Annotated in this window: 7 protein-coding genes; 2 read left to right on the forward strand and 5 right to left on the reverse strand. The window is 68.9% G+C overall.

All coding sequences use genetic code 11. The annotated features are described in order from the left end of the window. Nucleotides 1-75: 75 nt before the first annotated feature. Nucleotides 76-1002 carry a ribokinase gene (locus ULB03_RS04190; protein WP_322482024.1) on the reverse strand — a complete coding sequence of 309 codons (927 nt, stop codon included), beginning with the start codon at nucleotides 1000-1002 and terminating at the stop codon, nucleotides 76-78. Nucleotides 1003-1092: 90 nt separating this feature from the next. Then, on the reverse strand, nucleotides 1093-2811 hold the full coding sequence (locus ULB03_RS04195; protein ID WP_322482025.1) for a long-chain-fatty-acid--CoA ligase: 1719 nt from the start codon (nucleotides 2809-2811) through the stop codon (nucleotides 1093-1095). 588 nt (nucleotides 2812-3399) lie between these two features. On the opposite strand from ULB03_RS04195, the gene ULB03_RS04200 reads away from it, so the two are divergent. Beyond that, nucleotides 3400-3927: a cold-shock protein gene (locus ULB03_RS04200; protein WP_322482026.1), complete on the forward strand. Its 528-nt coding sequence runs from the start codon at nucleotides 3400-3402 to the stop codon at nucleotides 3925-3927. Between the two features lie 77 nt (nucleotides 3928-4004). Here the strand turns inward: ULB03_RS04200 and ULB03_RS04205 are convergent, their stop codons facing one another. Next, a complete protein-coding gene (locus tag ULB03_RS04205; protein WP_322482027.1) occupies nucleotides 4005-8465 on the reverse strand; it encodes an alpha-2-macroglobulin family protein in 4461 nt (1486 codons plus the stop codon). Next, nucleotides 8459-9022: a hypothetical protein gene (locus tag ULB03_RS04210; RefSeq protein WP_322482028.1), complete on the reverse strand. Its 564-nt coding sequence runs from the start codon at nucleotides 9020-9022 to the stop codon at nucleotides 8459-8461. Before ULB03_RS04210 ends, ULB03_RS04205 begins: the two co-directional genes overlap by 7 nt. A gap of 378 nt (nucleotides 9023-9400) precedes the next feature. Between ULB03_RS04210 and ULB03_RS04215 the strand changes: the two genes are divergently transcribed. Then, nucleotides 9401-10045, forward strand: a complete 645-nt coding sequence (locus tag ULB03_RS04215; RefSeq protein ID WP_322482029.1) for a DUF1345 domain-containing protein — start codon at nucleotides 9401-9403, stop codon at nucleotides 10043-10045. Between the two features lie 88 nt (nucleotides 10046-10133). Here the strand turns inward: ULB03_RS04215 and ULB03_RS04220 are convergent, their stop codons facing one another. After that, on the reverse strand, nucleotides 10134-13259 hold the full coding sequence (locus tag ULB03_RS04220) for an efflux RND transporter permease subunit (protein ID WP_322482030.1): 3126 nt from the start codon (nucleotides 13257-13259) through the stop codon (nucleotides 10134-10136). Nucleotides 13260-13263: the final 4 nt, after the last annotated feature.

Raw genomic sequence — 13263 nt, forward strand, 5'->3', positions numbered from 1 at the left:
CAACGAAGCCGCCGCCGGCGCCGGGCCGGAAAGCGTCGCCGGGCAAAGCTTGCCGGGCAGCTTAGGCCAGGCGGATCAAGCGAGAACGGCCAGCACCTCGTCCCCCGTGGGCATGGCGTCGCCCGCCCCCACCCGGGTCACCGCGATGCTGGCGGCGACGTTGGCATGGCGCATGGCCTGGGGCAGCGTGTCGCCCAGGGCCAGGCGCGCGGCCACGGAGCCGACGAAGCAGTCGCCGGCGCCGGTGGTGTCCACCGCCTTGACCGTGCGGCCGGGCACGATGACCTGGTCATCGGCCGTGACCGCCAAGGCGCCACGCACGCCCAGGGTGGCGACCACGGTCTGGCCGGGGCGCCGCATCAACCGGCGGGCCGCCGCGGCGACGGCGTCCACCGGCGCGTCGCCGGCCAGGTCCACGCTGGCGAAATGGCCCAGTTCCGTCTCATTCACCACCAGGATATCGATGTCGGCCCACAGGCTGTCGGGCGCGTCGTCCAGCGCCGGGGCGGCGTTGAGGATGGTGGTGGCGCCGACGGCGCGGCCCCGGCGGAAGAAATCGGCGATGGTGGCGCGGGGGATCTCGAACTGGCTGACCAGGATGTCGCCCGCCTGGAGGGCGACGGCGTCCAGGTCGGCCGGCGCCACCTCGCCATTGGCGGCGGGGATGACGACGATGCTGTTCTCCGCCTGGGCATCCACCATGACGATGGCGGTGCCGGTGGCCGTGTCGGTGCGGGCCACGCCCTGGGTGTCCACGCCGTTGGCCTGGAGGAAGGCCACCGCCTGGTCGCCGAAGGCGTCACGGCCCACGCGGCCGATGAAGGCCACGTCGACACCGCGCCCCTGGCCTTGCCGGGCGGCGGCGACCGCCTGGTTCAGGCCCTTGCCGCCCCGGCCGAAAGCCACGGTCTCACCGCTGACCGTCTCCCCCGGACGCGGGGCGCGGCGCATGGTGGTGAGGACATCGGTGTTGATGCTGCCGGCGACGACGACTTTGGGCATAAGGGAACCTGATCGCGGGGTTGAAAAAGAGAACGGCGGCGATGCAGGGCACCGCCGCCGATCCAGTCTACAAAATCAAACGCGGCGGTGTCAGGAGGCCTTGGCGGCCTTTTCCGCCTCCAGCTCATCCAGCAGGGCCTTGCGCGACAGCTTGCCGATCATGGTCTTCGGCAATTCGGCACGGAACTCCACCTGCTTGGGCAGCTCGATGGCCGACAGCTTGTCGCGCAGGAAGTCGCACAGCTCGGCCTGGGTCAGGGTATGGCCGTCGGTCAGCTTGATGTAGGCCTTCACCGTCTGGCCACGATAGGGATCGGGCACGCCCAGCACGATGCACTCGTTGACCGCAGGATGGAGGTAGATCGCCTCCTCCACATTGCGCGGATAGACGTTGTAGCCGCCGGCCAGGATCATGTCCTTGATGCGGTCGACGATGTAGATGTAGCCGTCCTCATCCATGTAGCCGACGTCGCCGGTGTGCAGGCGGCCGTCGCGCAGGGTGATGGCGGTTTCATCCGGGCGCTTCCAATAGCCCTTCATCACCTGCGGCCCGCGGATGCAGACCTCACCCCGCTGGCCCTGGGCCACGGGTGTCTTGCCATCCTCCACATCGATGAGCTCGATGATGGTGCCGGGGACCGGCAGGCCGATGGAGCCCACCTTGACCTTGCCGCCCACGGGGCCGTCGATGGGGTTGACCGTGGCCACGGGCGACGACTCGGACAGGCCGTAGCCCTCCACCAGCTTGCAGCCGGTATGCCCCTCGAAGGTCTGGCAGACATCCAGCGGCAGCGGCGCGCCGCCGGAGATGCTGAAGGCCAGCGAGGACAGGTCGTACTTGGCCCGGTCCTTGTAGTTGTTGATGGCGGTGTAGATGGTGGGCACCGCCGGGAACTGGGTCGGCTTCTTCTTGTCGATGGTGTCCAGCACCTGCTCGATCTCGAACCGGGGCAGCAGGATCATCTCCGCCCCCAGGTAGATCGACAGGTTCATGACGCCGGTCATGGCGAAGACATGGAACAGGGGCAGCACGCCCAGCATCCGCTCCTGCCCCGGCCGGCCCTGGTAGAACCACAGCGCCGACTGCACCGTGTTGGCCGTCAGGTTGGCGTGGGTCAGCATGGCGCCCTTGGGGATGCCCGTGGTGCCGCCGGTGTACTGCAGCACCGCCACGTCCTGCACCGGGTCGATGGTCACCGGGGTGTAGCGGCCATCGTTGGCCGTCAGGGCGCGTAAGCTGAGGTTGTGGGCGTCGGCCGGCGGATGGGCGATGTCCTTCCGCTTCACCAACGGATACAGCAGGTTCTTGGGGAAGGGCAGGATGTCGGCCATGCGGCCGGTGACGATCTTCTTCAGGCAGGTCTGGGCCAGCATCGGCACCAGCTTGCCATAACACTGGGGCACGTCGACCGTGATCATGATCTCCACCTCGGAGTCATTGATCTGCTTGACGAGCTCGCGCTCCGCATACAGCGGGTTGAAGTTCACCACCGTGGCGCCGGTCTTCAGGATGCCGTAGTAGCAGAAGACGGAATACGGCGTGTTGGGCAGGAACAGGCCGACATTGCTGCCCCGGCCCACGCCCAGCGCCTGCAGGCCCTTCGCCACCCGGTCCACCATGTCGGCGCCCTGGCGATAGGTGTAGCGCTTGCCCAGGAAATCGATGAAGGGACGGTCGGCGAAGCGCGCGGCGGAACTGTCGAACAAGTCCGTCAAGGGCTTCACCGGTATGGGCGCGTTCCAGTCCACGCCCGTCGGATAGCTATGTTCCCAAATGTGCGCCGCACTCACGGCCGGGTCGGCCATCATACGTTTTCTCCCCAGGGGCGGCCCACCACTCAGGTATGGGGGGCCACCGCTCCAATTCGTGTTTTGAAGCTCAGGGTGCCGACCTGGCGACGAGGGACGCATACCCGGCGGTCGTATCGGCAACCGACATGCCGGGGCGTTGGTCCCCGGTCTAGGGCGGTAACGTGCCTGGATCGCGGGCGCTACTCAAGCGTTTCCTGAACGGCGGACCATTAGGTCGGCGTTAGGCGGCGGTGACGGCCACATCGTCACCGACAGCCCCGCCGCACCCATGGCAACCCCACGTTGCCGCCGCTGACCGCCAAGCTCCAGGGAACAGCGGCGGCGCGGAAGGTGAGATGCCCGTGCTGATGCCTGTGGATGGCGGGGCCGAAGTCCCTGCCGCAGCGCAACATTTTGTCACACATTACAGTAGCGGTCCCGGGGCGTTTATGTTTACCATTAAGACGGGTTAAGCCGCCGCAATGATAGTAAATCAGGGACAGTTCCGGGACACCGGATGCACCGGCGCGGTGGTTATTGGGAGGTGAGATCATCGGGCCGGCGCCCGTCTGGGCGAACCCGGCGCAATCGGGAAGGTACTGCCTCGTGCCACGCTTCGGATCGTATGACGCCTTCAGCCAGGACGAGGGTCTCCCGGCCAAGGCCCAGGTTAAATGGTTCAACACCTCCAAAGGATTCGGCTTCGTCGCCCTTGAGGACGGAACGCCCGACGCTTTCCTGCACATCTCGGTGGTCAGCCGGGCGGGCTTGGCGGACATCTCCGAGGGAACGGAACTGCTCTGCACCATCGGCGCCGGGCCCAAGGGGCCCCAGGTGCTGCGCATCGTGGAGGTCACCGGCACGGCGGCCCCGCCGGAGCGCGCCGCCGCCCCGCGCACCCGGGACCGGGTGCCCACAGGGTCGGAGATCGAGATCGACGGCACCGTCAAATGGTTCAAGGCCGACAAGGGCTTCGGCTTCGTCCTGGCCGATGACGGCGGCAAGGACGTCTTCGTGCACAAGAGCGTCCTGCGCCGGTGCGGCATGGACCATCTGGATGAGGGTCAGCGGGTGCAGATGCGAATCGCCGACGCGCCCAAGGGCCGCGAAGCGGTGTGGGTGGCCCTGGCCTGAGGTCACCGCCGGCTGACATGCTTGAAAAAACAGCCCCGGAAGCGACGCTTCCGGGGCTGTTTTCATACTGGGTCGGCTCAGGGGAGGATGGTGAGGCTACCGGCGGCGCCGGTGGCCTGGTGGTTGGGCGAGGTCCATTCCTCCACCTGCGACGGGGCGAGGGAGTAGGTGCCTGGCAGCACCGCCCGCACCAGGTAGACCAGCCGGAACTCGCGGCGGTCCGCCGGCAGGTCCACCGCCGCGACGTAGCGATCCTCGCGCGCCTCCACATGGGTGGCGTCGCTCAAATCGCCCACGGCGCCCGCCAACTCCGGCGGCAAGCCGCCCCGGGCGATGCGCACCGTCTCGATGGCCAAACCCGCCGCCACGGGGTCGCTGACCAGCACCTGGGTCGGGGCCGTCCCCTCCACCTTGCCCGACAGCACGACGGCCAGCAGGTCGTTCTGGTGGATGCGGGCCGGGTCCACCGGCCGGCCCTTCAGGTCCAGCAAGCGGCGTTCGATGGTATAGCCCTGACTGGAATTGGCCGGGACCGGGGCTTCAACCAGGGGAACACCGGCGACGGCAACCGTACGCTGTATCGGCGCCTGCCCGCCGTTGGTGACGGTCAAGGCGCGGCCGCCGATCTCCAGACGGCGCACCAGGGGCCGGGTCTCGGCCGGCGCCTGCCCCGCCAACCCCAAGGTCATGGAGCCGGCGCGCTGCATCAGGCCCCGGCTGGCCACCAGCAGCCAGGCGCGTTCCTGGCTGCTGATCAGCGCCGGTTCGCGCAGCAGGCCCTGCACCTCGCGCGCCTGGGCGATCACCCGGTCCAGGGGCGCGTTGCCCTCGGCCAGCAAGGCCAGGCTGGCCGCCCGGTCCCGCAGGTCGGACCCAAAGTCGCGCATGCCCGGCAGGGTGATGCGCAGGCCGTCGACCCTGTTGTAGGCGTCTTGGGCCTGGGGCAGCCCCACGGCGGCCAGCGCCGCCGCGACATGCGCCCGCGCCAGGCGGGTCGGCAGCTTGTCCCAGAAGGTTTCATAAAAATAGCGCACCGGCGTGGCGTCCACCGCCTTGGCCTTGGCCACCACGGCCAGGCCATAGGCGCGGGCGGGCAGGTCGGCCGGCTCCACCCAGCTGTTGCCGATGCTGCGCACCAGCCAGTCCAGGCCCTTGCGATAGGGCGCGTCCGGCACGGCGTGGCCGGTGTCGCGCGCCCGGGTCAGGAAGTCCATGACATAGGCCGATAGCCAGGGCTCCGCCGGGCCGTCCGCCGACCACAGGGCGAAACCGCCGTCCGCCCGCTCCAGGGTCAGCAGCTTGTCGATGGCGCGGTCGATACGCTCCCGCAGGGTGGCGTCGGTGTAGAGGCCCAGGGCCTTGCCCGCATCCCCCAGATAGAGCAGCGGCAGCGCGCGGCTGGCGATCTGTTCGGAGGAGCCATAAGGGTTGCGGTCCAGGGTCATGAGCAGCCCGGGCACGTCCAGCTCCGGCAGGGGACTGAGCGCCAGGCCCGACACCGCCGTCTCCGGGCGCAGGCCCTGGACCGATTCGGTGGGGACCTGGACGCTGGCGCCGGGCCGGATGTCCGCCGTCTCATGCCGGGTGACGACGGGCAGATTGCCCCGCACCGGCACGGTGAACTCCCGCGACAGCACCACGCCCTCCGGCCCCTTGACCGTCATGAGCAGGCGGCCCGAGCCAACGGCCAGGCCCTTCATCACGCGGTTCAGGGTGACCTTGCCGCCCTTGGCCAGGCCATGGAACACGGCCACGATCTCCCGCGGCTCCGGCCGCTGGACGTCCTTGCCCTTGCGCTTCTTGGCGCCCACGCCCCGGTTGGCCGTGTCCACCGGGAAGGCCAGCGGGCCCTCGGCCTGCAGGGTCACCGTGTAGGTGCCCCGCGTACCGCTGACGTTGTTCAGGGTCAAGGCCAGGCGGACGGTATCGTCCGGCGCCAGGAAGCGGGGCAGCGCCACATCGGCACGCACCGGGTCGCGCACCGACAGCACCCGGTCGGCATGGCCCAAGGCACCGGCCGACCACACGGTGGCCATCAGGCGTAGGCGGCCCTGGAAGTCCGGCAGCGTCAGGGGCACCTGCACCTTCCCGTCATTCCCCACGGGCAGGATGCCCGAATAGAGGGCCACGACCGGCGCGCCCCGGGGGGGCACCGCGTCGGAAGTGGGGACGGACGCGGGCGCGACGACGGGCGGCGCGCCATGCGGCGCGGTCAACCGGCCGTATACGTCGTGGATCTCGACGCCCAGTTGGCGCTGACCAAAGAACCAAGCCTCCGGGTCCGGGGTCTTGTAGCCGGTGAGGTCCAGCACACCCTGGTCCACGGCGGCCAGCACCAGGTGGACACCCTGACCGGCGGCCACACCAGGCACCACGACGGGGATATGCACCGTCTGGCGCGGCTTGGCCTCCGCCGGGCCTTCGACCTTGGGCGCCAGCGTGCGGCTGGCCAGGGTCACGGGCAGGAAGTCCACCCCGACGGCGCGGCGCGGCAGCGAGCGGCGGCCGGCCTCCACGGGCGCGAAGGCGTTGGCGATGACATAGGCGCCGCCGCCGATGTCGGCGTCCACCGGGATTTCCACCAGGGCGCCCTCGGCCCCGATCTCGCGGGTCAGGGTCTGACGGACCGCCCGGTCGGCCAGGGTGATCAGCACGGTGCTGCGGTAGGGGGGACGCACAAAGACGGCCGCCTTGGCCCCCGGCACCACCGGACCGCCGCCCACGGCGCCCTTCACCGTCACCTCCACGGCGTCCGGTGTCTCACCCAGCCGGGCGCTGACCCAGGAGCCGGCGGCGAAGCGCACGCTGCCCGACACGCCGGTGGCGGGATCGTAGACCTCCAGCCGGTAGCGGCCGGACGATACCGGCACCTCGACGCCGGCCGGCGCCTTGGCCGTTGTCGCCAGCGTGCCGCCCGTCACCTTCTGGTCGTGAATCTGGGGCTTGTAGTCCCAGCTGCCGTTGGCCTCGAACCAGACATAGTCCAGGCGTTCCTCATACAGGTCGTAGGACAGCTGCCCCTTGTCCAGCGGCTTGCCGTCCGGCGACACGGCGATGACGTCAAAGGCCGCCGTGGCCCCTTCGGGCACGGCGTCATCGTTGAACCGCGGACGGATGCCGATGGTGTAGGGATGCCGCTCCACCGGGACCACCAGATCGTGGCCGGTGGTGCCGCCGCCCACGTCGAACAGGGCGGCATGGAACACCGCCTCCAGCGGGCGGGACCCGTCCAGCTTGCCCTTCAGCGACACGGCCACGGTGGCGACACCGTTGGCGTCGGTGGCGAAACCGGGCAGGGTTTCCTGCCGGGGGGCGCCGTCCTCCTGCGCCAGGCCGAAGCGGTAGCCTTGGAATTGCGGCCCCTGAAGCTCGGGGAAGGGATCGGCGGCGGCGCGCAGCGTGACCGACAAGGTGCCGGCCAGATTGGCGGCGGGCGCGCCGCTGGGCGTGCGGCCGTTGATCGACAGCGTCAGGGTGCCGTCCGGCCCCACCCGCGCCTGGTCGGCGGACAGGTCCAGGTTCACGCGCGGCGGCACGAAATCCGCCACCTGGAAGCGCAGGGTGCCCACGGCGGTGCCATCCGCGTCGGCATGGGCCGTGACGATCCAGGTGCCAGTGGCGGCGTTGCCGGGCAGGTCCACGGTGGCGGCAAAGCCCCCCATGCCCCGGTCGGTGAGGCTGTAGCGCTCGATCTCCAGCCCATCGGGGCGCTGGACCTTCAGGGTCAGGGGACGCCCCGCCACCGCCTGGCCGGCGGCGTCGCGCAGCAGGGCGGTGACATGCACCACCTCACCCGGGCGATAGATGCCGCGCTCAGCGAAGACATAGGCGTCCAGGGCGCCCGGGGCGGGACGGCCGGCGGCGCCGCGCGCGGCCAGGTCCAGGCCAGGGGCCGACAGATCCAGGAAGCTGAAGTCGCCGTCCTTGGTGCTGGCGAACAGGGCCTGGCCCTTGGCCGCACCAGAGGCCGGGTCGAAACGGGCGGCGCCATCGGGGCCCGTCAGCGCCTTGCCCAATTCCTTGTTGTCGCGGGCGGCCACCCGCACCTCCACCCCCGCCAGCGGCGTGGCGGTGCGCAGGGAATGGACGTAGACCTGCAAGCCGTTGGTGCCCGACAGCGTGGTCAGGCCCAGGTCGGAGACGATGAACCACTGGGTGGCGCGGCCTTCCCAGCCGGCGGTCTTGGCGCCCGCATCCTCCGCCACCGCGACATAGACGCCAGGCTTCAGCTGGCCCAGGACGGCGTCGATGGGGAACGGCGTCACCTGCGCCTGGTTGCGCTTGGCGCCGACGGCCATTTCACCGCGCCACACCAGCTCGCCATTCTTTTCCACCAGCGAGCCGACATCCAAGTCGTTAAGGGTCTGGTTCAGGCGGCCGTAGTAAATCTGCTCCACCAGGGAGCGGTCCTTGATGTGCAGCACCTGCAGGCGCGCGCGCTCGACATTGATGGTGCGCAGCGGCAGGCCCTCGCGGCCGATGCGGGGCAGGATGTAGCCGCCGCCCCGGAAGGACAGGACCGGGCGGCGGTTCAGCACCTCAATCTCGCGCGACTGCGGCGCGGCCAGGGTCTCAGCCCCCCGGCGGCGGGCAGGCCGGCCTTCAGGGTGACGGTGTAGCGGTGGCCGTGCTCCAGCTTCTGGACGCACAGGGTACGATCCCGCGCCACCACCGGCTTCTGCACGGGGGTCCCGGCCTCGGCGGTGGCCGCAGGGGTGGCCGCACCGGCAGGGGTGGTGTTCCTGGCCAACACCTCGACCTTGCCGGCATAGGGGTCCTGCAGGCCGGGCCGGGCCTTGGCCAGGGGCCGATTGAAGGTGAAGCAGGCCTCGGGATCATCACGCTCGGCATTCACCTCCTGCCCGGTCAGGGCGAAGGGGCCGGTATCGGCCGGCGCCTGAGTCGCCCCAGCGGGGGGAGTCTTGGGAGACGCCTGGGGAGGAGCGCCGGGCCCGTTCTGAGGGGATGGGGCCTGGGGGGATGACGGCTGGGCGGCCACCGGCTGGGGCGCTGGCGCGCGCTCTTGCGGGGAAGCTGTGGCGGCGGCGGGCAGGAAGACAGCCAAAGCGAGGGCCGCGGCGAAGCTACGCACCATGGGCGACGGGGCCTCCACCCCGATAATGACGGCAAGAAACCAGGAAAGCCGGCACCCGTATCAAAGGGCATCCAGCCAGTCAGGGCGCCAGAGGACGATGTTTTGGACGCTATTGCAACAGGCGCGTTGTCGATACGGCACACCGTTCGGCCTCACATCCCTAGGCCAAAGGGGATAGCGGGGCGTGAGCGGGACCGTTGCGGACGCTTCGCCTTGTCCCATCGCCGCCTTTTACGCCCGGCATACCCCGGGGCCTAGCCCCGCTTCCCCCACCTCGGTCGAAACGCCGGCCCGGTCCTTCCACTTGTTTTCTTGCCCCGGCTTGGCTGTCCGCTTAACGCTGGATGATCCCTCCCCACCGCCTTCGGGCCCGACCTCATGGCCATCGTCAATGCATTCCAGCCCTTTCGCTACCATCCCAGCCTGTTCATCGGGCTGGCGTTCGGCGGTGCCGCGGGCCTGGCCGCGTCGCGTGCCGCCCATACGGTCAGCGCCGTGCTGATCGGCTGGTGCGCCGGCGTCGCCCTTTACATCACCCTGGTGCTGATCCAGTTCGGCCGCGCCAACCTGGACAGCATGCGGTCCCGCGCGCGGGAACTGGAATCGGGCAAGTGGATCATCCTGTTGGTCGCCAGCACGGCGGCCCTGGCCTCGCTGGTCGCCATCGTGCTGGAGGTGGCGGACGCCAAGGGCACGGCCCATGTCGGCAGCAGCGCCGCCCTGGGGGCGGCCACCGTGCTGTGCTCGTGGAGCTTCGTCCACGTCATCTTCGCCCAGCACTACGCCCATTCCTACTGGCTGGAGGGCAAGGGCATCGAGTTCCCCGGCTGCACGCAGCCCGATTATTGGGAATTCCTCTACTTCGCCTTCACCATCGGCATGACGGCCCAGGTGTCGGACGTGACGACGCAAGGTGCTGCCATCCGCCGGCCGGTGCTGGCCCACAGCCTGCTGTCCTTCCTGTTCAACACCGCCATCCTGGCGCTGGGCGTCAATATGGGGGCCGGCCTGCTGGGGAACTGAAGCGCCCCGGACCAGGCCCGGGGGGCGCTCATGAAAAAGGGCGGGCCCCTTGCGGAACCCGCCCATCCTCAGTCGCCCGCCGCAGCGGTCACTCCGCGCTTTTCACCACCGGATGCAGGGGGGCGGCGTGGGGCGCCCCCTCCTTCGGGGTGATGAAGCGGCCGAACTTGGGCGACAGCCACTTGTTGATGTCGTCCACGATGGTGAAGACCGCGGGGACGAACACCAGGGACAGCAGGGTGGAGGTGATCAGGCCGCCGATGACCGCCGTCGCCATGGGCTGCTGGAAGGAACTGTCGTTGCCGACGCCGATGGCGATGGGAACCATGCCCGCCACCATGGCGATGGTGGTCATGATGATGGGCCGGGCACGCTTGGCACCCGCGTCCAGCAGGGCCTCGCGGCGGCTCATGCCCCGGTCGCGCATCGAGACGATGGCGTATTCCACCAGCAGGATGGAGTTCTTGGTGACGATGCCCATCAGCATCAGGATGCCGATGAGGGCAGGCAGCGACAGCGACATATGGCCGATCATCAGGGCCGCGAAGGCGCCGCCGAAGCTGAGCGGCAGGGCGGTCATGATGGTCAGCGGCTGGAAGAAGTTGCGGAACAGCAGGATCAGCACCGCCAGGATCAGCAGGAAGGCGGTGGCCAGCGCGATGGCGAAGCCGATCATCATGTTCTGCATCTCCTGCGTCTGCCCGTAGGCAGGCTTCGAGATGCCCGGCGGCATGTGGGCCATGGACGGCAGTTCATCGATCTTCTTCATGGCCTCGCCCACCTCGATGCCACGCAGGTCGGCCTCGACCGCGATCTTGCGGGCCCGGTCGAAGCGCTCGATCTCCACGGCACCGGCACCCATGCCGATGCTGGCCACCGCCCGCAGCGGCAGCAGGTCGCCGGCGGAGGTGCGGACGCGCAGGTTCTCCACCACGTCCATGTCGGACCGGTACTTGGGATCAATCTGCACCCGGATGGGCACCTGGCGGTCGCCCAGGTTGAACTTGGCCACGCTGGTGTCCAGGTCGCCCAGGGTCGCGATCTTGGCCACCTGGCCGATGGCGGCCACGGACACGCCCTGCTCGGCCGCCCGGTCGAAGAAGGGGCGGATCTGGATTTCTGGGCGCAGCAGGGCAGCGGTGGAGGTGACGTTGGCCAAGAAGGGCTGCTGCCGCATGTCGTCCAGCACCTGGTTAGAGAAGCGTTCCAGCGCGGGGCCGTCGTTACTGGTCAGCAGCACGCTGATGTCCTTGGCCCCCCAGCCGATGGACGAGTTGAAGCCGATGTGGGCGCCCGGCACACGGTTCAGGTCCGGCGTCACGGCTGCCTCGAAGTCCTGCTTGCTCATGCGCTCGGACTTGGGCTTCAGGATGGCGGTGACAGCGCCATTGCGCAGCTGGTTATTGCGGCCAGCGCGGGTCCAGACGTGCAGCACCTCGGGCCGCTTGGCCAGGATGTTGCCCACCATCTGGGTGGTCGCGTCCGTTTCGGCCAGAGTGGCGCCTGGCGGCAGGATGACCTGCACGGTGGACAGGCCGTTGTCGCTGGGCGGCACGAAGCCGGAAGGCAACATGGCGGCCATGACCAGCGAGACGGCGAAGATGCCCACGCCGGCCAGCACGGTCAGCCAGCGGTGGCTCATGCTCCACCCCAGCAGCCGGCTGTACTGCCGCATCCAGCGGCCATCCTCGCTATGGTGATCGGGCTGCGCCGGCTTCAGCATGTAGGCCGCCATCAGCGGCGTGATCAGGCGCGCCACCAGCAGCGAGAACAGGACGGCCACGGCCACCGTCACGCCGAAGGACTTGAAGTACTGCCCGACGATGCCGGACATGAAGGACACCGGCAGGAAGACGACGACGATGGTCATGGTGGTGGCGACCACCGCCAGGCCGATCTCGTCCGCCGCCTCAAGCGCCGCCTGGAAGGGGCGCTTGCCCATGCGGATGTGGCGGACGATGTTCTCGATTTCCACGATCGCATCGTCGACCAGGATGCCGACCACCAGCGACAGCGCCAGCAGCGTCACGCCGTTCAGCGAGAAGCCGAACCACTTCATGACCAGAAAGGTCGGAATGGTCGACAGCGGCATGGCCAGAGCCGAGATGAAGGTGGCGCGGCCATCGCGCAGGAACCACCACACCACCAGCACCGCCAGGAAAGACCCCAGGACCAGGGCCTCCACCGAGCCGGCGAAGCTCTGCTTGGTGTATTTGACGTTGTCGAAGATCAGGTTGAAGTGGACGTCGGGGTACTGCTTGCTCAGCTTGCCGATTTCCTCGTCCACGCCCTTGGCGATGGTCACTTCCGAGGAATGGGGCGCGCGGCGGATGCTGAACCCGACCGTGGGCTGGCCGTCATAGCGGGAGATGTAGCGCATCTCCGACGTGCCGTCGGTGACGGTGCCCAGGTCGCTGAGCCGGACCTTGGCGGCGGAACCGGCGAAGGTGCCGAAGTAGACGGGGATGGTGATCTCGGTGTTGGCCAGTTCCTCCACCGTGCGGGCGGAGCCCAGGGTACGGATGGACTGTTCCTTGGTCCCCACGGCACCCCGGCCACCCGGCAGGTCCACGTTCAACGCCCGTAGCTGGGAATTGACCTCATCCGCGGTGATGCCCCGCGCCATCAAGCGGTTGGGGTCGAGGTTGATGCGAATTTCCCGGTCCAGGCCGCCGAAGCGGTCCGTGGCGCCCACACCGGGCACATGGGTGATGGCGCGGCTGATCTCATTGTCGATCAGCCACGACAGTTCCTCCACCGACCGCGTGTCGGAAGCGACGGCGTAGGTAAGGATCTCATCGCCGGTCACATCCTGGCGTTCCACCTGCGGCTCATAGATGTCGGACGGCAGGTTGGCCCGGATGCGTGAGATGGCGTTGCGCACGTCGTTCACGGCGCGGTCGGTGTCGTAGCCGATCTTGAATTCCAGCACCGTATTGGACAGGCCGTCGGTGATGTCGGACGACACGTGATCCAGGCCGACGATGCTGGACACCGCGTCCTCGACCAGCTTGGTCACCTGGACTTCCATTTCCGACGGCGCCGCGCCGGGGCGGCTGACCGTCACGGTGACGACCGGGAAATCAAGGTCCGGGTTGCCGGTCACGTCCAGGCTGAAATAAGCGACGATGCCCGCGATGATCAGGACGATGAACAGGACGATGGGCGGGATGGGATGGCGGATGGCGACCGCGGAGATATTGCCGCTGCTCATGATG

The organism is Nitrospirillum goiasense, from assembly GCF_034427435.1.
Classification (GTDB): domain Bacteria; phylum Pseudomonadota; class Alphaproteobacteria; order Azospirillales; family Azospirillaceae; genus Nitrospirillum.